General features: G+C 68.9%; 15 protein-coding genes and 1 tRNA gene. 8 read left to right on the forward strand and 8 right to left on the reverse strand.

The genetic code is table 11. From position 1 onward, the window contains the following. Nucleotides 1-133: 133 nt before the first annotated feature. The gene (locus tag ABD767_RS13615; RefSeq protein WP_103045203.1) at nt 134-946 is read right to left on the reverse strand and encodes a PaaX family transcriptional regulator; all 813 of its coding nucleotides are present in this window, start codon (nt 944-946) and stop codon (nt 134-136) included. Between the two features lie 63 nt (nt 947-1,009). On the opposite strand from ABD767_RS13615, the gene ABD767_RS13620 reads away from it, so the two are divergent. Together ABD767_RS13620 and ABD767_RS13625 are read left to right on the forward strand one after the other, a co-directional pair. Next, entirely contained in the window at nt 1,010-1,798 is a 789-nt protein-coding gene (locus ABD767_RS13620; RefSeq protein WP_103045202.1) for a crotonase/enoyl-CoA hydratase family protein, read from the forward strand. 49 nt (nt 1,799-1,847) lie between these two features. After that, nucleotides 1,848-3,395 carry an AMP-binding protein gene (locus ABD767_RS13625; RefSeq protein WP_103045201.1) on the forward strand — a complete coding sequence of 516 codons (1,548 nt, stop codon included), beginning with the start codon at nt 1,848-1,850 and terminating at the stop codon, nt 3,393-3,395. 116 nt (nt 3,396-3,511) lie between these two features. Here the strand turns inward: ABD767_RS13625 and ABD767_RS13630 are convergent. The 7 genes from ABD767_RS13630 to fdnG all read right to left on the reverse strand — a co-directional run bounded on the left by ABD767_RS13630 (nt 3,512) and on the right by fdnG (nt 12,901). Continuing rightward, a tRNA-Sec gene (locus tag ABD767_RS13630) sits at nt 3,512-3,607 on the reverse strand. Nucleotides 3,608-3,622: 15 nt separating this feature from the next. Then, on the reverse strand, nt 3,623-5,575 hold the full coding sequence (gene selB / locus ABD767_RS13635; RefSeq protein WP_103045200.1) for a selenocysteine-specific translation elongation factor: 1,953 nt from the start codon (nt 5,573-5,575) through the stop codon (nt 3,623-3,625). After that, nucleotides 5,572-7,086, reverse strand: a complete 1,515-nt coding sequence (selA, locus tag ABD767_RS13640) for an L-seryl-tRNA(Sec) selenium transferase (RefSeq protein WP_103045199.1) — start codon at nt 7,084-7,086, stop codon at nt 5,572-5,574. The genes selB and selA overlap by 4 nt, the downstream gene beginning before the upstream one ends. Continuing rightward, nucleotides 7,086-8,096 carry a formate dehydrogenase accessory protein FdhE gene (fdhE, locus tag ABD767_RS13645; protein WP_344869800.1) on the reverse strand — a complete coding sequence of 337 codons (1,011 nt, stop codon included), beginning with the start codon at nt 8,094-8,096 and terminating at the stop codon, nt 7,086-7,088. Before fdhE ends, selA begins: the two co-directional genes overlap by 1 nt. A gap of 175 nt (nt 8,097-8,271) precedes the next feature. Further along, nucleotides 8,272-8,916 (reverse strand): formate dehydrogenase subunit gamma, encoded by a 645-nt coding sequence (locus ABD767_RS13650; RefSeq protein WP_103045198.1) that lies wholly within the window; start codon nt 8,914-8,916, stop codon nt 8,272-8,274. Then, on the reverse strand, nt 8,913-9,818 hold the full coding sequence (gene fdxH / locus ABD767_RS13655) for a formate dehydrogenase subunit beta (RefSeq protein ID WP_103045197.1): 906 nt from the start codon (nt 9,816-9,818) through the stop codon (nt 8,913-8,915). Before fdxH ends, ABD767_RS13650 begins: the two co-directional genes overlap by 4 nt. Before the next feature lie 2 nt (nt 9,819-9,820). Then, nucleotides 9,821-12,901, reverse strand: coding sequence for a formate dehydrogenase-N subunit alpha (gene fdnG / locus ABD767_RS13660; protein ID WP_146031462.1), 3,081 nt, complete (start codon nt 12,899-12,901; stop codon nt 9,821-9,823). A 218-nt stretch (nt 12,902-13,119) separates the two neighbouring features. Here fdnG and ABD767_RS13665 point away from each other — a divergent pair, with 218 nt between their 5' ends. From ABD767_RS13665 to ABD767_RS13690, 6 genes are read left to right on the forward strand one after another with little or no spacing between them, the layout of a single operon-like run. After that, a complete protein-coding gene (locus ABD767_RS13665; protein WP_344869801.1) occupies nt 13,120-15,648 on the forward strand; it encodes an ABC transporter permease in 2,529 nt (842 codons plus the stop codon). 20 nt (nt 15,649-15,668) lie between these two features. Continuing rightward, entirely contained in the window at nt 15,669-15,899 is a 231-nt protein-coding gene (locus tag ABD767_RS13670; RefSeq protein ID WP_344869802.1) for a hypothetical protein, read from the forward strand. A gap of 38 nt (nt 15,900-15,937) precedes the next feature. Beyond that, a complete protein-coding gene (locus tag ABD767_RS13675) occupies nt 15,938-17,539 on the forward strand; it encodes a bifunctional aminoglycoside phosphotransferase/ATP-binding protein (protein WP_344869803.1) in 1,602 nt (533 codons plus the stop codon). A 38-nt stretch (nt 17,540-17,577) separates the two neighbouring features. Further along, the gene (locus tag ABD767_RS13680) at nt 17,578-17,964 is read left to right on the forward strand and encodes a TraR/DksA family transcriptional regulator (protein ID WP_344869804.1); all 387 of its coding nucleotides are present in this window, start codon (nt 17,578-17,580) and stop codon (nt 17,962-17,964) included. A 50-nt stretch (nt 17,965-18,014) separates the two neighbouring features. Further along, nucleotides 18,015-18,611, forward strand: coding sequence for a LemA family protein (locus ABD767_RS13685; protein WP_103045193.1), 597 nt, complete (start codon nt 18,015-18,017; stop codon nt 18,609-18,611). A 12-nt stretch (nt 18,612-18,623) separates the two neighbouring features. Continuing rightward, nucleotides 18,624-19,739 carry a M48 family metalloprotease gene (locus ABD767_RS13690; protein ID WP_344869805.1) on the forward strand — a complete coding sequence of 372 codons (1,116 nt, stop codon included), beginning with the start codon at nt 18,624-18,626 and terminating at the stop codon, nt 19,737-19,739. The last annotated feature ends 4 nt before the right edge of the window (nt 19,740-19,743 follow it).

Genomic DNA, 19,743 nt, shown 5'->3' on the forward strand with positions numbered 1-19,743 from the left:
CCGCACTGCGGCTTTATTGCGCCCGATTCGGGCTGTCGATGCAGGCTGTCATTGCTGTGCTGCTCGCCGCTTCGCATGAGCACCAGCCTGCCGGCAGTTGAAAACGGAATTGTTCAGGGCGGACTGGATACCTTCACGGGTTTGTTTGCGCCAAAAATGCACGGCACACCTTGCGTGCCTGCCGTTGATAGCTGCGCATCAGCTGCGTCAGGTGCTCTCTGGGTTCGCCATCCATCAACTCGGCGGGTAGTAGAGGGTCGCGCAGCAGTGCTGCAATCGTGTGGCGTCCCAGCAGCAATGACTCGCGCGTGGCGTCCGCCAGTGGCATCGCTGGCAACCGTCGGGCGCTTTCCTGCAACGAGTCAGCCATGGCACTGTAGCGCTGTGGCAGCTGCAGGCTGTCCCACAGCCGGTCGGCGCGGTTGCGCGCCTGTGCGTCCAGGCCCTCCATGCGCACGACCAGCGCCTGGGGCGCCAACCCCAGGGTGCGCACGCTGGCCTGTTCGGCCTTCACCCCTCCTCGGAGGTTGTCGGGGCGCAGCCACAGGCCGGGAGACAGCGCGGCAAAGCCGCGCAACTGCAAGGCGAGTTGGTGGCGCCGCCAGGTCTTTTGGTTCTGGCGGCGCACGTCGCCGTCGATGACTGCAATCCAGCCTCCCTGCCATGGCAGTTGATGGTGCTGGTGCCGCCACCAGCGATCCACGGCATCGGTCAGCGCGTGGCGGCGGCGTTCGATCACATAGCTTCCCCGTCCACTACGGCTGATCTTGCCTTGGGCCAGGAGACGCGTGAGGGCCACGCGCACCACCTGGGCCTCGATGCCCATCAGCGCACCCGCCCGGCAGATGGCCGCCGCCGAGAGCGTGCCACCGTCGGCCACCAGCAGGTCGAGCACCAGCTCGGGGGCGGTGGGTGCATTGCCAAAAATATTTCCTTGATCTTCCATATTTGAGAAATATTGAAATATTTCCTAGGATTTTGGCATTCCTTACCAACGCCAGGAGACACGATGACCAGTGACGATGTGCTGTTTTCCACCGATGGGCCGCTGTGCCGGATCACGATGAACCGGCCCGACAAGCGCAACGCGGTGCATGGCCCGATGGCCCGCGCGCTGCGCGATGCGTTTGAGCGTTTTGAGGCGGATGAGCAATTGCGGGTGGCCATCCTGCACGGCGGCGGCGGGCATTTCTGCGCCGGTGCCGACCTGGGGGCCGTGGGCGATCCGCAGTTGTGCAATGAGCTCGACCCCGATGGCGGGGGCAGCGGCCCGATGGGGCCGACGCGGATGGCTCTGTCCAAGCCGTTGATCGCGGCCGTGGAGGGTTATGCCGTCGCCGGCGGCCTGGAGCTGGCGCTGCTGGCCGATTTGCGCGTGGCGGCCGAAGACGCCGTTTTCGGTGTGTTCTGCCGCCGCTGGGGCGTGCCCTTGATCGATGGCGGCACGGTCCGCCTTCCTCGGGCCATCGGCATGTCGCGCGCGCTGGATCTGATCCTGACCGGTCGCCCGGTCGACGCCCGGGAGGCGCTGGCCATGGGGCTGGCCAACCGCATCGCGCCTCCTGGCGGCGCGCTGGCCGCGGCCGAGCTCCTGGCGCGCCAGATTGCCGGTTTTCCTCAGCGCTGCATGCTGGCCGACCGCGCTTCGGCCTACGCCCAATGGAGCCTTCCCCTGGCCGATGCCCTGCGCCAGGAGGGCCGCTGGAGCACCCCCATCGTGGCGGCCGAGGGCGTGGGCGGCGCCCGGCGTTTTGCCGAAGGCGCCGGGCGCCACGGCATGTTTGACCGCAGCGAATGAATCAAAGCCCCTTCACTGCCTTGACTTTCCCAACACCAGGAGACGAACCATGACCACCAACGCCGGCGCTGCACGCCAGCCCACCTATCTTGAGCTCATACGCCGGGGCGCCGCCTTGCATGGCGAGCGCGTGGCGATTACCTGCGGTGTGCAGAACCTTACCTTCGACCAGGTGGACGCCCTCAGCAGCCAGCTGGCCCATGCGCTGATGGCGCGGGGCGTGCGCCAGGGCGAGCGCGTCGCGCTACTGCTCAACAACGGCATCTACAGCGTGCCGACCGACTTCGCCTGCGTGAAGGCCGGACTCAACCGCGTGCCGCTCAATGCCCGGCTGTCGCTGGACGAGCACGCGCGCATGCTGCAGGAGACAGGCTGCACCACGCTGGTGTTCGGCGCCGATCTGCAGGAGCGCGCCGCCGCGCTGGCCGCCCGCCTGGGTGGCCTGCAATGCCTGGGGCTGGATGCGCAGGTGCAGGGCGGCGCCGACCTGGTCGCGCTCGCTGCGCAGCAATCTGCCAAGACGCCGGACATTGCGGTGCACCCGGACGACATCGTGCTCACGCTCTTCACCAGCGGGACGACCGGCACGCTCAAGGCGGCGCAGCACACGCAGGCGTCCTACGCCGGCGTCTGCCGCAACGTGCTGCTGAACCTGATGCCCGTGGGGCCTGACGACGCAATGCTGCACGCGGCCTCGCTGATCCATGCCTCCGGCGTGTTCGTGCTGCCGTTCTGGCTGCGCGGGGCGCGCACGGTCATCATGCCGGCGTTCGAGCCGGGCGCCTATCTGCGCCTGCTGGCCCAGGAGCGCATCACGACGATCAACATGGTGCCGACGATGCTGCAGATGCTGCTGTCCCACCCGGACTTTGCCGGCACCGACGTCTCGGCGCTCAAGGCGGTGATCTACGGTGCGTCTCCGATGCCGCGCGCGGTCATCGAGCGCGCAATGGCCGCCTGGGGGCAGCACCGTTTCTGGCAGTACTTCGGCCAGACCGAGGTGCCGCTGTGCCTGGCCGTGCTGCGTCCGGAGCACCATGTGGGTGAGTTGCTGGACGCGTGCGGCCAGCCGGCCATCGACGTGGAGCTGCGCATCGTCGGAGACGACGGCCGGGATCTGCCGCAAGGGGAGATCGGCGAGGTGCTGGTGCGCGCGCCCTCTGCGGTCTCCGGCTACCTGAACGCGCCTGCCCTGACCGCCGAGACCTTTGACGCCGAGGGCTGGGTGCACACGCGCGACATGGGGTTGCTCGACGCGCGCGGGTTCCTGCATCTGCGCGACCGCAAGTCCGACATGATCATCACCGGCGGGTACAACGTCTATCCACAGGAGGTGGAAAACGCCCTGATGGCGCACCCGGCGGTGCGCGAATGCGCCGTGGTCGGAACGCCGCACGACAAGTGGGTGGAGATGGTGACGGCCGTGGTCGCGCTGCAGCCCGGGGCGCAGGTGGACGAGGCGGCGCTGATTGCGCATGTGGCCGGGCAACTGGCGGGCTACAAGAAGCCCGGCCGCGTGGTATTCGTGCCTGAAATTCCCAAGACCGCGGTGGGCAAGCTCAGCCGCCGCGCGGTGCGCGAGCAGCTTCAGTCCTGAAACAGTGGTTGATCAGCTGCCCTTTTCGATGTCGCCAGGCAGTCACTGATGCATGCCATGCACCCACTCGCATGGAGCGGCAAACGGCGCGGTGGCTTGCGCTGAATGCAGATGTGTGGCGGAAAGGCATGGGAGTCGAACCCACCCGGCGGCGCTTGGCGCCGCCCACCGGGTTTGAAGCCCGGCCCACCCACCAGGATGGTTGCCCTTCCGTATCGAAATCTTCGTCAGGCCCTGCTGGGGTGCGCGGCCTGCGGCGTTTTCGCTGAAACCGGTTCGGCTGTGAACAGCGTGCTGTCGCTGCGCAGCCGGTGCTCCACGCCTACGCGGCGCGTGAAGCCGATGCGGTCGAAGTATTCCAGAATTTGAATGGCCCGCTTGCGTCCCAGGCCTGTTGCGTCGCGAAAAGGCGCTGCCAGTGCCACGCCGTCGTTGGCGGCGCCCACCTGGCGTGCCAGTTGCGCCAGTCGGGCCATCGTCGCGGGTGGGTAGAACAGATCCTTGACGATCTGGTGCAACTCGCCGCGGCGCGCCAGCCGTGCCAGCGTGGTGCGCACCAGCGGCTCGGGCTCGGCGGCGTTGCGGGCCAGGTCGCGCGCCCAGGCGCCCTCGAAGCCGGCCTCGGCCAGCGCCGGCGCCACCTTTTCGGCAATGCGTGTCTCCACCGCCGACAGCTGCGCGCCGTGATCCGGCAGGTGAACGACGGCGCCGCGCTGCACGACGCGCCCCTGCACGGCCAGTTGCGCCAGCAGGCCCTGCCACAGCGGCAGCGGCAGGCGCGGCAGCGCCAGGCGGCGCAGGCGCGCGGCGTCGGGGCCGAGTTCGTCGGGGGAGCGTTCATGGAACTGCGCAAGCGCCTGCAGTGCCGCGGCGTCGCAGGCCTGTACCTGCGCCGCGCCCAGCGCGTGGCCGGCGTGCACCAGCGTGCCATCCGGGGTGGCGAGGGCGTCGCCCGCGCGCAAGCCTTGCGCCGTGGCAAAGCGCGCCAGGTCCACGCCGTGGAGCGCGACCTGCAGCAGCGCGGCCAGGCGCTCTGCGGGCGTGGGCTGCTCCAGCGCGGCCAGCTCGGCCAGGCGCTGGGGTGTGCGGCGGTAGCGCGTGGGCGCCAGCGGGTCGAGCACGACGGCGCCGGCGATGGCGCGGCTGGCCGATGCGTCGCGCAGCAGCACGCGCTCGCCATGCCAGGCGCCCACGTCCTGGTGCAGCACCAGCTGCGCCAGCGCCGAGGCGCCGGGCGCCAGTTGCGCGGCATCGAGCAGCGCGATCGAGGCGTTGGTGTGCGCCGCGCCCAGGTGCAGCTGTACCTGAATACCGGAGCGCAGCGCCTTTGCCTCGCCGGGCCACAGGGTCAGGCGCACGTCGATGCGGTGGGTCTGCAACTGCACGGCGGGCGCGACCAGCCACTGGCCGCGCTCTACCTGCTCGCGCGCCAGGCCGGCCAGCGCGACGGCGCAGCGCTGGCCGGCGTGGGCGGTCTGCACCGGCTGGTTCTGCGCGTGCAGGCTGCGCACGCGCGCGCGCTGGCCGCCGGGGGCGAGCACCAGTTCGTCGCCCACGTGGATCTGCCCCGCGTGCAGCGTGCCGGTGATCACGGTGCCCGTGCCCTGCAGCGTGAAGGCGCGGTCGATGGCCAGGCGCGGTGCATGCGTGCCGGCATCCGGCGGGGCGCTGGCGGCCTGTTGCTGCGCTGCGTCGTTCAGCAGCTGGCGCAGCGCGTCCAGCCCCTGGCCGGTCTGGGCCGAGACGGCCAGGATGGGTGCGCCCTCGAGCGTCGTGCCCCGCAGCAGCGCCTGCATCTCAGCGCGCACCTCGCCGACGCAGCCGTCGGCGGCACGGTCGGCCTTGGTGATGACGACGGCGCCGCGCGTGATGCCCAGCAGCGAGAGCACGGCCAGGTGCTCGCGCGTCTGCGGCATGGGACCGTCGTCGACGGCGACGAGCAGCAGCGCGTAGTCGATGCCGCTGGCGCCGGCGACCATGGTGTGCACCAGGCGTTCGTGGCCGGGCACGTCGATGAAGCCGATGCGCTCGCCGCACGGCGTGTCCAGGTAGGCGTAGCCCAGCGCAATGCTGATGCCGCGCTTTTTTTCCTCGGGCAGGCGGTCGGTGTCCACGCCGGTGAGCGCCTGCACCAGCGTGGTCTTGCCGTGGTCGATGTGGCCCGCGGTGCCGACGATCATGGCGCCTCCATGGGCAGCGCATGCAGCTGGCGCGTGAGGTCGGCCGGGTCTTCCAGGCAGCGCAGGTCAAGCAGCAGGCGGTCTTGCGCAATGCGGCCGATGACGGGCGTGGGCAGGCGGCGCAGCGCGGTGGCCAGCGCTTCGAGCTGCCGTCCGCTGGTCTTGGTGTGCACCGGGGCAATGGCCAGGCCCGCGGACGGAAGGCGCTCGATGGGCAGCGAGCCGGAGCCGATCTGCCCCTGCAGCGCCACCTGCTCGACCTGCCAGCGGCTGCCCAGCGCCTGCTGCAGCGCGGGCAGCAGGGCCTGCGCGGTGGCCTCGATGTCGGCCAGCGGCCGGGTCAGCAGGCGCAGCGTGGGCAGCTCGCGTGTCAGATGTTCGGGGCGCAGGTACAGGCGCAGCGTTGCTTCGAGCGCGGCCAGCGGCAGCTTGGAGAGGCGCAGTGCGCGCTTCATCGGGTGTTTCTTGATGCGCTCAATCAACGCCTTGCGCCCGACGATCAGCCCGGCCTGCGGCCCGCCCAGCAGCTTGTCGCCGCTGAAGGTGACCAGGTCGCAGCCGGCGGCCAGCATTTGCTGCGGCGTGGGCTCGGGCGGCAGGCCAAGCGCCGCCATGTCGACCAGTGCGCCGCTGCCCAGATCGGTGACCACCGGCAGGCCGTGCACGTGGGCAATCGGCGCCAGCTGCGCCTCGCTGACGCTGGCGGTGAAGCCCTGCACCGCGTAGTTGCTGGTGTGCACCTTCATCAGGAGCGCCGTGTGCTCGCCGATGGCGTTCTCATAGTCGCGCGGATGGGTGCGGTTGGTCGTGCCCACTTCGACCAGGCGCGCGCCGGCGCTGGCCATCACGTCGGGCAGGCGGAACGCGCCGCCGATCTCCACCAGCTCGCCGCGCGAGACGATGGCCTCGCGCCCGTGGGCGAGGGCGGCCAGCGTCAGCAGCACGGCGGCCGCGTTGTTGTTGACGACGGTGGCGGCCTCGGCGCCGGTGAGCTCGCACAGCAGGCCTTCGACGAGGCTGTCGCGGTCGCCGCGCGCGCCGCTGGCCAGGTCGTATTCGAGGTTGTTGGGCTGGGCCATCAGCGCCTGTATTTGCGCCAGCGCCGCTTGCGGCAGCACGGCGCGCCCCAGGTTGGTGTGCAGCACCGTGCCGGTGAGGTTGAGCACTGCCTGCATGCGCGGCGCAAGACGCGCATGCACGCGCAGCGCCAGGGCGTCGGCCAGCGCGGCGTCGGTGATGTGCTGCGCAGCCAAAGTGCCGGCCACGGCCTGGCTGCGCAGGCCGGCCAGCAGCGCGCGCGCCTCCTGGGTGACCAGCGTGGCGCCGTGCGCTTCCAGCAGCGCGCTGCATGCGGGCAGGCGCAGCAGCCGGTCGAGCGCGGGCAGTGCCTTGGCGGGAACGATTGCAGCGCCATCGGGCCGCTGCGGTGCTGTGGTGGAGGGGGCGGTGTCGGTGCCTGCAAGATGCTGCGCCTGCGCCCCGTGAGCCACGGAAGGCAAGGGCTGATCCATCAATGCACTCCGGTGTCCGCCTCCTGGGCTTCTTCCTCGGCCTCGCCAAACAGCAGCAGCAGGTTGGTGCCGTGGCGCTGCATGCCGGTTTCGGACACCAGCAGATCCAGCGTCAACGAGGCCAGGTCGTCGGCCAGGGGCTCGACGTGCAGATCCTGCGCCATGTGCACGACCTTGAGGTAATGGTGGCAGGCGTCGCAGGTCTCGGCCTCGATGGATGGGCGCTGCAGCGGCTTGCCGTCGCTCTGCACGGCCTGCAGCGACTGGTACTGGATGCCGTCGGTGGCGCCGCAGTGGGTGCATTGCACGCGGTTCATGTGCCACTGCGTGTTGCACAGGGTGCAGTGCAGGTAGCGCTGGCCTTCCTGGGAGCCGCCCAGGCGTGTGATGCTGGCCACCGGCAGGCTGCCGCAGCAGGGGCAGCGCGGGCTGTGCTTGCCGGGTGCGTGGTGGGGCAGCAGCGCGGCGCCGGCGGCGGCCGCCAGCTGGGTGAAGTACAGCTGCAGGCCGGCGGCCACCAGCGGTGCGGTGGCCATGTCCAGCCCCAGCGTGATGCCGGCCAGCAGCCGGTTGGCCTGCTGCTCCAGCGTGTCGTCGTCCAGCGCCGCGGCCTGCTGCACCACGGTGCGCGCGGGGCTGTCGGCCGGCAGCTTGTCCAGCACCTGCACCAGCAGCGCGCGCAGTTGGCTGCGCCACTGCGCGTCGCGCGGCCAGTGCACCGCATCCAGCGCGGGCTCGCCCGCCTGCGCGGCCGCCTCGCACTGCGCAGCCGTCGGCGCGGGGACGTGCAGGCCGCCCTGCGCCTGCGTGTGCTGCGCCTCGCAGACCACGGCCAGCAGCATCAGGTAGTCGCGCATGGCATGGCCCGCGGCGAGCTGGCGCAGGCGCAGCGCGCGCTCGGCAAATACCTGGTCGGGGCGGGGCAGCAGCAGCGCCGGAATTTCCTGTCCGCTGCGGTTCAGGATCTCTTCAGGCGTGCGGGTGATGGTGGTCGGTGTGGGTTTGTTCAAGGTCGTGTCACTCACAAAAAAGCTGCCGCCAGTGTGTTGCACCGTGCGGCAGCTGTCGAGGGGGAAACCCAAGGGGCAAAGGGTTGTTGTCCGCCCCGTGGCTGGGTGTTGAGAATTTGTGCAGTGCGACCGGCTGTGGCTGGATTGCGCGAGCCGGCGCGCACCGTGCGTTCTCCTACTTGCGCTTGATGCCCTGGGCCTGGATCTGCTCGCGGAACCACCGTGGGTGGTGGTGGCGCGCCCAGCCCAGCGTGACGCTGCCGCGCACCATGGCGTGCAGCGTGCCTTTGACCCAGATGGCGGCGTAGACGTGGACGATGAACGTCAGCACCAGCACGAAGGCGGCAATGGCGTGCAGCGTCACGGCCACGCGTTGCAGTGGAATGGGCACGCTGGAGGCGAACCATGCCTGCCAGAACAGCAGCCCGGTGGCGAGCAGCACGATCAGGCTCAACGTGAAGGACCAGAAAACGAGTTTCTGCCCGCCGTTGTATTTGCCCGTCTTCTGCGGGATCTGCACCTTGTTGCCTTCGGAGACCACCTTGCCGGCCGTGGCCAGCCATTCGGAGTCCTCCCCGCGCCAGAGGTTGGCGGCGGCAAACATGATGAACATGCCCAGGAAGAACACGAACATCGCGATGCCCAGGTAGGGATGCAGAATGCGCGCCCATTGCGGCCCGCCCACCAGTGCGGTGAGCCAGAACAGCGCGGGGTGGAACAGCGCAAACCCCGAAACGGCGGCCAGCACGAAGCACAGCACGACCATCCAGTGGTTGGAGCGCTGACCCGCGCTGTAGCGTTGCAGCTGTAGCGGTTTCATGACTGCTCTCCTTGTGTCGCCTCGTCGGCGGCGGCCTGCTCATCTTCCTCGCTGATCTCCAGCGGGCCCTTGCGCAGATAGTGGAACCACCCGGTCAGTGCCGCTCCTGCCATGGCAGCCAGCGCCACCGGCTTGGTCCAGCCCTTCCAGACCGACACCCAGGGGCTGATGGCCGGCTGCTTGGGCAGGTGGGTCAGCTCGGGCTGGTCGGCGTGCTTGAGCACGTACATGACGTGCGTGCCGCCCACGCCCTCGGGGTTGTACAGCCCCGCGTTCTGGAAGCCCCGCTCCTGCAGCTCGCCGGCGCGCTGCTCGCCGTAGGCGACCATGTCCTCCTTGGTGCCGAAGGTGATGGCGCCGGTCGGACAGGTCTTCACGCAGGCGGGCTCCAGTCCCACCATCACGCGGTCGGAGCACAGTGTGCACTTGTAGGCTTTGTGGTCTTTCTCGCTGATGCGCGGGATGTCGAACGGACAGCCCTTGATGCAGTAGCCGCAGCCGATGCAGTGCTCGCTGATGAAGTCCACGATTCCGTTGGCGTACTTGACGATGGCCCCCGGCGATGGGCAGGCCTTCAGGCAGCCTGGATCCTCGCAGTGCATGCAGCCGTCCTTGCGGATCAGCCACTCCAGGTTGCCGGGCTCGGGCTCGACCTCGAAGAACCGCATCACCGTCCATGACTGGGGCGTGAGATCCGTCGGGTTGTCGTAGACACCGATGTTGGTGCCCACCTCGTCGCGCAGGTCGTTCCACTCCATGCACGCCACCTGGCAGGCCTTGCAGCCGATGCACTTGGAGATGTCAATGAGCTTGGCGACCTCGGGCACGTGTTCGCGTGCCTGCGGCGGCGGGGTGGTCGTGGCCGAGCGGGCGACCACATTCTGTGATTGCAGACTCGACATGGCTACACCTTTTCAATGTTGACGAGAAAGGCCTTGAACTCGGGCGTTTGCGAGTTGGCATCACCAACGAACGGGGTCAGCGTGTTGGCGATGTAGCCAGGCTTGGTCTGGCCGGTGAATCCCCAGTGGAAGGGGATGCCGACCAAGTGCACCTGCTGGCCATTGACCGGGAACGGCTTGATGCGCTTGGTGACCACCGCCTTGGTCACGATGTGACCGCGGTTGCTGCTCACCTTGACGCTGTCGCCGTGCGCAATGCCCTTTTCCTTGGCCAGCTCCTCGCTGATTTCCACGAAGGCCTCGGGCTGCACGACGGCATTGAGCCGTGCGTGCTTGGTCCAGGTGTGGAAATGCTCGGTGAGCCGGTAGGTGGTCGCGGCGTAGGGGAACTCCTCCTTCTTGCCAAAGGCGTCCATGTCGCTCTTGAACACCCGGGTCGCAGGGTTGCTGATGGCCTTGGGGTTGTCCGGGTGCAGCGGGTTGACGCCGATAGGGGTTTCAAACGGTTCGTAGTGCTCGGGGAAGGGGCCGTCGGCCATGCCGATGGCGTGCAGGCGTGCCACGCCCTCGGGGTTCATGATGAACGAGCCCATGCCGATTTCGGGCGCCGCCGTGGGCAGCATGTCAGGCACGTCGGCGCCGGTCCAGGTCTTGCCGTTCCAGTACTCGTACTTCTTGTTTGGCGCCCAGGGCTTGCCGTCCTTGTCGGCGCTGGCGCGGTTGTACAGGATGCGGCGGTTGGCGGGCCACGAGAAACCGAAGTTCTGGTACACGCCCAGGCCGGTCGGGTCGTCGAGGCTGCGTCGCGCGGTGAGGTTGCCCGCCTCGCTCCAGCAGCCCGAGTACAGCCAGTTGCCGCAGGCGGTCGAGCCGTCGTCGCGCAGCATGGCAAAGCCCGGCACCTGCTGGCCTGCCTTGACCAGCACCGCACGCGCCGCACCCGGGTTGTTCGGGTCGGGTGGCGCGAGCACGTCACTGATGGCCTTGCCGCTGATTTCGCGCAGCAGCTCGGCGGCCGACGGCACCAGTGGGCGGGTGTAGTCCCAGGCCATGTTGAGGATGGGCTCGGGCAGCGCGCCGCCGTCCTTGGCGTACATCTCGCGCAGCCGCATGAACAGCCGCGCCATGATCTCCGAGTCTGGCTTGGCCTCGCCCTGCGGCTCGACCGCCTGATCCTTCCAGATCGCGATGCGGCTGGAGTTGGTGAGCGAACCTTCCTCTTCTGCAAAGCAGGTGCTGGGCAGGCGGAAGACTTCGGTCTGGATGCTCTCGGTCTGGACGTCGTTGAGCGCGCCGTAGTTCTTCCAGAACTCGCCCGTCTCCGACTCCAGCGGGTCGATGATGACCAGGTACTTGAGCTTGGCCAGTGCCGACGACAGCTTGTTCTTGTTGGGCACCGTGGCCAGCGGGTTGAAACCCTGCGAGATGAAGCCGTTCATCTTGCCCTGGTGCATCAGCTCGAACAAATGCATCGCGTCGTAGCCGCCCGGGAACTTGGGAACCCAGTCGTAGCAGAAGTTGTTCTCCGGCTGCGCTGCCTTGCCGTAGTACGACTTCATCAGGCTGTTGAAGAAGCGCGGGAAGTTGCTCCAGTAGTTGAACTGGTTGGGCCGCATGGCCTTGGGCGTGAGCCGCTTGATGTAGCCCTCGTAGGTGGTATCGGAATCCATCGGCGCACCTAGATAGCCCGAAAACACCTCGGCATAGGCGTTCATGTCGGTCACGCCCTGCACGTTGGAGTGTCCGCGCAGTGCGTTCACCCCGCCGCCCGGGCGCCCCATGTTGCCCAGCAGCAGCTGGATCATGGCCATCGTGCGGATGTTCTGGCTGCCTACGGTGTGCTGCGTCCAGCCCAGCGCATACAGGATGGTGCTGGTCTTGTCGGGCGCGGACATCTCGCCGAGCATCTCGCAGATCTTCAGGAACTTGTCCTGAGGCGTTCCGCAGATGTTGCTGACCATCTCGGGCGTGTAGCGGCTGTAGTGCTTCTTGAGCTGCTGGTAGACGCACAGCGGGTTCTGCATCGTCTCGTCGACCAGCACGTAGCCGTCCTCGCCCAGCTGGTAGCCCCAGGTGGACTTGTTGTAGGAGCGCGTGGCCTCGTCGTAGCCGCTGAAGATGCCGTTGTCGAGCTTGAAGCCCGGCTTGGTCAGGAAGGTGGCGTCGGTATTGAACTTGACGTAATCGTGGTGGATCTTGTCGTTGCTCAGCAGCCAGTTGATGACGCCGCCCAGGAAGGCGATGTCGGTGCCGTTGCGGATTGGCGCATAAAAATCGGCTACCGCAGACGTGCGGTTGAAGCGCGGGTCGACCGAGATCAGCTTGGCCTTGCGTTTTTGCATGGCCTCGACTACCCACTTGAACCCCACAGGGTGCGCTTCGGCGGCATTACCGCCCATTACTATGATCAGATCGGCATTTTTAATGTCGGTCCATGAATTGGTCATCGCTCCGCGACCGAATGTCGGGCCCAGACTGGTCACCGTCGGTGCGTGTCAAACGCGTGCTTGTGTGTCGATTCCTACCATGCCAAGGCCGCGCGCGACTTTGACCGTGAGATAACTCGATTCGTTGCTCGAAGAACTGCAGATCAGGAAACCGGTGGACAGCCAGCGGTTCACGATGGTGCCGGCGGCGTTCTTGGTCTCGAAGTTGGCGTCGCGGTCGGCCTTCATGTGCTTGGCGACGCGGGTGAGCGCCTCGTCCCAGCTGATGCGCTTCCATTCCTTGCTGCCGGCTTCGCGCACCGACGGGTACTTGATGCGGGCGGGCGAGTTGATCATGTCCATCACTCCCGCGCCCTTGGGGCACAGAGAGCCGCGGCTGACCGGGTTGTCCGGGTCGCCCTCGACGTGGATCACGTGCTCGGTGGCGTTCTTGGACTTGTCGCCCAGCTTGTAGATCAGCATGCCGCAACTGACGGAGCAGTAGGGGCAGATGCTGTGCGCCATCGTGGCGCTGGCGAGTTTGAAGGCTCGGGTTTCGGCCAGGGCAGCGGCGGGTGAGAATCCCATCGCCACCAGGCTGGACCCGACCAATCCCGCCGCGCTGACGCGGAAGAACTGTCTGCGGTGCATGTCCATGTCGGTATCTCCTTTTTGTTGGTATGTGCGCCGCGGTGGGCGCTACCAGCCCCGTGGGGTAGGGATGGACGTCCCTAGGGCAAACCCAGTGTAGAACTGGGGTATCGCCCTTGCGACAAGGTAAACCCTAGTATCTTTGTACAGAATTTGATAGCGGCGGATCGCGGTGGCTGGCGGCTTGCAACGGCAGGCGGGTGGCGCGGCAAAGGATGCGGAACATGGCTGATTTCGGGCCTTCGGCCTGGGTGCTGGGCTGGCGTGCGTTGTGGCGCGACCTGCGCGCGGGCGAGTTGCGCCTGCTGGTCGTGGCCGTCATGCTGGCGGTCGCGGCGCTCACCTCGGTGGGATTTTTCGCCGACCGGCTGCAGGCGGGGCTGGCGCGTGACGCGCTGCAGCTGCTGGGTGGCGACGTGGTCGTCGCCAGCGACCAGCCCACGCCGGCAGCATTCGTGCAGCGCGCCCAGGCGCTGGGGCTGGACAGTGCCACCACGCTGGGCTTTCCAACCATGGCGCGCGCCGGCGACGCACAGGGCGGTGCCAGCCGTCTGGTGGCGCTCAAGAGCGTGGAGACGGGCTACCCGCTGCGCGGCGTGGTGCAGACCAGTGGCGCGGTCAACCAGCCCGGCGCGCCGACGCAGGGAATTCCCGCGCGTGGCGAGGTCTGGGTCGATGCGCCGCTGCTCGAATCGCTCGGCCTGCAACTGGGCGACGAGCTGCTGCTGGGCGAGTCGGCACTGCGCGCCACGCGCATCATCACGCTGGAGCCCGACCGCGGCAGCGGCTTCATGAGCTTTGCGCCACGTGTCATGCTGAACGCCGCAGACCTGCCGGCCACGCAGCTGGTGCAGCCGGCCAGCCGCATCACCTACCGTTTTGCCGTGGCCGGTGCGGCGCCCGCGGTGCAGCGTTTTGCCGACTGGGCGCAGCAGGAGGTCAAGCGGCCGGGCGTGCGCGGCGCGCGCGTGGAGTCGCTCGACAGCGGCCGCCCCGAGATGCGCCAGACGCTCGATCGCGCGCAGCAGTTCCTCAACCTGGTGGCGCTGCTGGCCGCGCTGCTGGCGGCAGTGGCTGTGGCGCTGTCGGCGCGCGGCTTTGCGCAGTCGCACCTGGATGCGGCGGCGCTCTTGCGCGTGCTGGGCCAGAGCCAGCGCCAGATCGCCGGTGCCTACCTGGTCGAATTTGCTCTGATCGGCCTGTGCGCCAGCGCGCTGGGCGTGCTGCTGGGGTTGGCGGTGCACCAGGTTTTCGTGCTGCTGCTGGCCGGCCTGGTTCAGACAAGCCTGCCTGCACCCAGTGCCTGGCCGGCCGCAGCCGGCCTGGGCGTGGGGCTGACGCTGCTCGCCGCGTTCGGTCTGCCGCCGGTGCTGCAACTGGCGCGCGTGCCGCCGCTGCGCGTCATCCGGCGCGAACTGGGCGGCGTGCGCAGCGCTTCGCTGGGCGTGCTGGTGCTGGCTGCATGCGGATTTGGCGCGCTGCTGCTGGCGCTCAGCCGCGACCTGCGCATGGGAGCGATTGCCGTCGGCGGTTTTGCCGTCGCCGTGCTGTTGTTTGCACTGCTGGCCTGGCTGGCCGTGGCGCTGTTGCGCCGAGTGGTGAACGAGCAGCGCGCGCCGCGCTGGCTGGTGCTGGCCACGCGCCAGATCGCCGCGCGCCCGGCTTACGCGGTGGTGCAGGTCTCCAGCCTGGCAGTCGGGCTGCTGGCGCTGGTGCTGCTGGTCCTGCTGCGCACCGACCTGATTGCCAGCTGGCAGCAGGCCACGCCGGCTGACGCGCCCAACCGCTTCGTGCTCAACATCCTGCCCGAGCAGGCGCAGGATTTTCGCGCCCACCTGGCGCGCGCCGGCGTCACGCAGCTCGACTGGTATCCGATGTTCCGCGGGCGGCTGGTGGCGATCAACGGCCGCGCGGTGCAGGAGGGCGACTATGCCGACGAGCGCGCGCGCGGCCTGGTCGAGCGCGAGTTCAATCTCTCGCACGCGGCCGAGCCGCCGCCGTACAACGCCATCATTGGCGGGCACTGGACGCCCGATGAGGCGGGCGCGGTCAGCGTCGAGGAAGGCATTGCCAAGACGCTGGGGCTGAGGCTGGGCGACCGGCTCAGCTTCGACATGGGCGGCGTCGTGTCCGAGGCGCGCATCACCAGCCTGCGCCATGTGGACTGGAGCTCGATGCACGCCAATTTTTTCGTGATGTACCCGGTCGCCAGCATGCCGGACGTGGCCATCACCTACCTGGCTGCCTACCGCGCGCCCAGCCTGGCCGGCTTCGACAACGCGCTGGTGCGCGACTTTCCCAACATCACCAACGTGGACATGAGCGCGACGCTGGCGCAGGTGCAAGGCGTGCTTGGGCAGGTCATCCGCGCGGTGGAGTTTCTCTTTGCCTTCACGCTGGCCGCCGGCCTGGTCGTGCTGTTTGCCGCGGTGACTGCCACGCGCGAGGAGCGCGCGCGCGAATTCGCCATCATGCGCGCCGTCGGTGCGCGCGCCAGCCTGCTGCGCCAGGTGCAGCGCGCCGAGCTGCTGGGCGTGGGCCTGCTGGCCGGCCTGCTGGCCAGCCTGGTGGCCGTCGCCGTGGGCTGGCTGCTGGCGCGCTGGGTATTCGACTTCGCATGGGCCATCCGCCCCTGGGTGCCGCTGGCGGGCAGCGCCGCCGGGGCGCTGCTGGCCTGGCTGGCGGGCTGGTGGGGGCTGCGCAGCGTGCTGGCGCGGCCGGTGGTCGAGACGCTGCGCCGCGCCTCGTCGTGAACACGCTCCGGGGACGGCAGATGACAGCGACGACGGACGACTCACCATGGATGCCCGACTGGCGCGAGGCACCCGAAGGCTTTGACTGGCTGGCGCAGGACGCCGACGGCCGCTGGTTCTGGTACCGCACCGAGCCGCAGCTGGGCTGGGCCGGCGGTGTGTGGCGCTCCAACTCGCGCAACCAGCAGCCGGCCGGCCAGGGCGTGGTGCTGGGCGACTGGGCCGACTCGCTGCAGACGCGCCCGCGCTGAGCGCCGCCGTATCCCGCGCGGATTGGTAGATTCAAGGCATGACCTTTGCAACGCCACCCGCCCCCGAACTCGATGAAACCGGCCAACAGCGCATGGTGCAGGCGCTGCAAGCGTGGCTGCAGCACGACTGCGGCGCGCCGGTGCAGCAGGTGCAAACCCATTTGTCGCAGCTGCTGCTCACGCCCGCGCATGCCTACAAGATCAAGAAGGCGATTGCGCTGCCGTTTGCCGACTTTCGCAGCCTGCAGTCGCGTCGGCATTTCTGCCAGGAAGAGCTGCGGCTGAACCGTCGCCTGGCGCCGCAGCTGTACCTGGACGTGATGCCGGTGCTCGGCAGCGAGAGCGCGCCGCGGCTAGGTGACCCAGACCCAGACGCGCGAGCCGACTCGGCGCAGGCCATCGACTGGGTGCTGCGCATGCGGCGCTTTGCATCCGACGTCGAAGCCGCGGCGCTGCTGCGCGCGAACCGGCTGGACGGTGCGCTGGTCGAGGACTTCGGCGGCGCCATCGCGCACTTTCATGCCGGCGTCCCTGCGGCCGCGGCGGGTAGCCGCCTGGGCAGCGCCGCACAGGTGCGCCAGGCGGTCGATGACGTATTCGCCACGCTGCAGCCATTGCTGCTGCCCGCCGAGCAGGACTGGCTGCAGCGCCTGCGTGCGCCGTTTCAGAACCAGGCGCCGCTGTGGGAGCGCCGCCAGGCGCAAGGCCATGTGCGCGAAGGCCATGGCGACCTGCACCTGGGCAACGTGGTGCAGTGGCAGGGCGCGCTCACTGCGTTCGACTGCATCGAGTTCAGCGACGCGCTGCGCTGGACCGACACGCTGGCCGACATCGGCTTTTTCACGATGGATTTGCACGCCCACGGCCGCGCGGATCTGGCGTGGCGCTGCCTCGACGCCTATCTGACCGTCAGCGGCGACTATGACGGCCTGGCCGTGCTGCGCCCTTACGAGATCTACCGGGCGCTGGTGCGCCTGATGACGCAGCGGCTGCGCACGCAGCAGCAGGCGGGCCAGGGCGCGGCGGCGCCGGTCGGCCCCGACTACCTGGCCTGCGCCCGCCAGCTGGCGCAGCCGCAGCGCCCGTGCCTGCTGCTGATGCACGGGTTGTCGGGTTCGGGCAAGTCCAGCGTGGCAGCTGCGCTGCTGGCCGCGCTGGGCGCGGTGCGCCTGCGCTCGGACGTGGAGCGCAAGCGCCTGCACGGCCTGCAGGCGCTTGACGACTCCGCGGCGCATGGGCTGGACATCTATACCGCCCAGGACAGCGAGCGCACCTTCGATCGGCTGCTGCAACTGTCGCGTGCGCTGCTGCAGGCGGGCTACCCGGTCATCGTCGACGCGGCCTTTCTGCGCCGCGGCGAACGCCAGCGCTTTCTGGCACTGGCACGCGAGCTGGGTCAGCCCCATGCCATCGTGCACTGCCGCGCCGACCTGAACGTGCTGCGCGCCCGCGTGGCGCAGCGCCGCGCCCAGGGGCGCGACGCGTCCGAGGCTGACCTGCAGGTGCTGGAGCAGCAGCTGCGCCGCGCCGAGCCGCTCACGCCGGATGAGCGCGCGCTGGCCATCACGGTCGACACGGCGCAGCCGCTGGACGTGCAGGCGCTGCGCAGCAGGTGCGAGGCGCTGCATGCGGCACAATGAAATCATTGTCATTTTGTAACTTGATCCAGGAGCCGACCATGACGACCTTCGACGTATTGACCGACGCCCAGCGTGCCGATCTGCGTGCGCGGCTGGAGGAGCGCAAGGAGCAACTGTTGCAGGAGCTTGGCGCGGTGCAGCAGCGCACGCTTGACGCCGCCGCTGCCACGGCGCGCGGCGATGCCGAGCCTGCCGGCAGCCCGCGCGACCAGGCCAACCAGATGGCGCGAACCATGGTGTACGAGGCCGAAGCGGGGCGCGACCACGCCGAGCTGGTGGCCGTGCGTGCGGCGCTCGAACGTCTGGGCGACGGCAGCTACGGCGAATGCACCGACTGCGGCCAACCCGTCGGCCTGGCTCGGCTGCAGGCGCAGCCACAGGCCGCGCGCTGCATTGTCTGCCAGACGCTGGCCGAGCAGCGCTGAACAGGGTCGCCCGGCGTGGCGCCACCGATCAACCAGGGAGGAAAAAAACCATGACGACAACGGGATGGATGACGCTGACCGCGCTGGGAGTGGTCGTGCTGTGGGCTGTTTTTGCCTACAACCGGCTGGTGATGCTGCGCAACCGCATTGCCAACGCGTTTGCGCAGATCGACGTGCAGCTCAGGCGCCGCTACGACCTGATTCCCAACCTGGTGGAGGTGGCGCGCGGCTATCTGCAGCACGAATCACGGACGCTGGAGGCGGTGATTGCCGCGCGCGGCCAGGCAGTGAGTGCCGCCCAGGCGGCGCGCGCCCAGCCCACCAGCGCGCCGCTCGTGGGCGCGCTGGCCAGCGCCGAAGGGCTGCTTGGGGGCAGCCTGGGCCGCCTGCTGGCCGTGGCCGAGAACTACCCCGACCTGAAGGCTGACGCGACGATGCGCGAGCTCTCCGAAGAGCTGAGCAGCACCGAGAACCGCCTGGGATTTGCGCGCCAGGCCTACAACGACCAGGTGCTGCAGTTCAACGACGCGGCCATGCAGTTTCCAGCGCTGATCGTCGCGCGCCTGCTCGGCTTTGCACCGGCGGCGATGCTCGAATCCACGCGCAGCGACGCCGAGCGCGAGGCGCCGCGCGTCAGCTTCGGCTGATTCTTCTCCAAAATGCGCTTTTGGGATCGGCAAGACGCGGCGCGCACCCGCACGCGTCGCCTGCTGCTGGCGTTCGCGCTGGCGGTCGTGCTGCTGCTGGTGGCGGTACACGCGGCGCTGGTGCTGGCCTGGCTGCTGCTGCGCATGGCGCTGGGGTTCGACCTGCCGTTTCCGGCCGGTTTTCTGGCAACCAATGTCGGTGTGTCGCTGATGCTGGTGCTGGGCGGCTGGTGGATAGAGACCTCCAACCTGAGCGCAGGCGGCGTCGAGCTTGCGCGGCGCGTGGGTGCGCGCGAGGCGCGTCCGGGCATCTCGCACGCCGACCAGCGGCTGTGCAATGTGGTCGACGAGCTGTGCATTGCCGCGCAGATGTCGCGCCCGCAGGCCATGGTGTTGCCGCGCGTCACCGCGATCAACGCGTTTGCCGCCGGCTGGGACGAGAGTGACGCGGTCGTCGCAGTTTCGCAGGGCGCGCTGGACTGGCTCACGCGCGAGCAGCTGCAGGGCATGGTGGCGCACGAGCTGAGTCATTTGCACGAGGGCGATACGCGGCTGAACATGCAGCTGGCGGGCATGGTCTTCGGGCTGGAGCTGATCTTCAATTTTGGCGACACGGTGCGCGAGCGCGGCGGCCTGGCATGGTGGTTCGGCAGCGCCATCATGGTGGCGGGCAGCGCCGGCTGGCTCGCCGGGCGGCTGCTCAAGGCCGCGGTGTCGCGCCAGCGCGAATACCTGGCCGATGCGCGCGCCGTGCAGTGGACGCGCAGCCGCGACGGCCTGGGCGGCACGCTGCGCAAGGTCATGGCGCAGCAGCAGACGCTGGCGGGCCAGCGCACCACGGCGACGGCGGGCAACGCGGCGCTGGCGCACCATGCGGTGCAGCACATGCTGCTGGTCGAGCTACCCGGCTGGGACGGGCGCTGGCGCCACTATCTGGACAGTCACCCGTCGCTCCAGGAGCGCGTGCGCGCCATCTACGGGCGGGCGATGGGGCCGCTGCCGCTGGTGGCGGCCAGCGAGGCGCCCGAGCCGGGCGTGGCTGCTGCACCAGGGCCGCGCCGCGCGCCAGCTGCGACTGCAGCGGCGCCGCTGGCCGCCCGCTGGGATCCGACTCAGCTGCCTGATTGATTTG

This window comes from Comamonas faecalis (assembly GCF_039538025.1).
GTDB classification, from domain to species: Bacteria; Pseudomonadota; Gammaproteobacteria; order Burkholderiales; family Burkholderiaceae_C; genus Comamonas_C; species Comamonas_C faecalis.

Excerpts from the sequence above, each read along its gene's own strand:
- ABD767_RS13615 (WP_103045203.1), bottom strand. The coding sequence starts at position 946 with ATGGAAGATCAAGGAAATATTTTTGGCAATGCACCCACCGCCCCCGAG.
- ABD767_RS13620 (WP_103045202.1), top strand. The coding sequence starts at position 1,010 with ATGACCAGTGACGATGTGCTGTTTTCCACCGATGGGCCGCTGTGCCGG.
- ABD767_RS13625 (WP_103045201.1), top strand. The coding sequence starts at position 1,848 with ATGACCACCAACGCCGGCGCTGCACGCCAGCCCACCTATCTTGAGCTC.
- selB (WP_103045200.1), bottom strand. The coding sequence starts at position 5,575 with ATGATCGTCGGCACCGCGGGCCACATCGACCACGGCAAGACCACGCTG.
- selA (WP_103045199.1), bottom strand. The coding sequence starts at position 7,086 with ATGGATCAGCCCTTGCCTTCCGTGGCTCACGGGGCGCAGGCGCAGCAT.
- ABD767_RS13650 (WP_103045198.1), bottom strand. The coding sequence starts at position 8,916 with ATGAAACCGCTACAGCTGCAACGCTACAGCGCGGGTCAGCGCTCCAAC.
- fdxH (WP_103045197.1), bottom strand. The coding sequence starts at position 9,818 with ATGTCGAGTCTGCAATCACAGAATGTGGTCGCCCGCTCGGCCACGACC.
- ABD767_RS13665 (WP_344869801.1), top strand. The coding sequence starts at position 13,120 with ATGGCTGATTTCGGGCCTTCGGCCTGGGTGCTGGGCTGGCGTGCGTTG.
- ABD767_RS13670 (WP_344869802.1), top strand. The coding sequence starts at position 15,669 with ATGACAGCGACGACGGACGACTCACCATGGATGCCCGACTGGCGCGAG.
- ABD767_RS13675 (WP_344869803.1), top strand. The coding sequence starts at position 15,938 with ATGACCTTTGCAACGCCACCCGCCCCCGAACTCGATGAAACCGGCCAA.
- ABD767_RS13680 (WP_344869804.1), top strand. The coding sequence starts at position 17,578 with ATGACGACCTTCGACGTATTGACCGACGCCCAGCGTGCCGATCTGCGT.
- ABD767_RS13685 (WP_103045193.1), top strand. The coding sequence starts at position 18,015 with ATGACGACAACGGGATGGATGACGCTGACCGCGCTGGGAGTGGTCGTG.
- ABD767_RS13690 (WP_344869805.1), top strand. The coding sequence starts at position 18,624 with ATGCGCTTTTGGGATCGGCAAGACGCGGCGCGCACCCGCACGCGTCGC.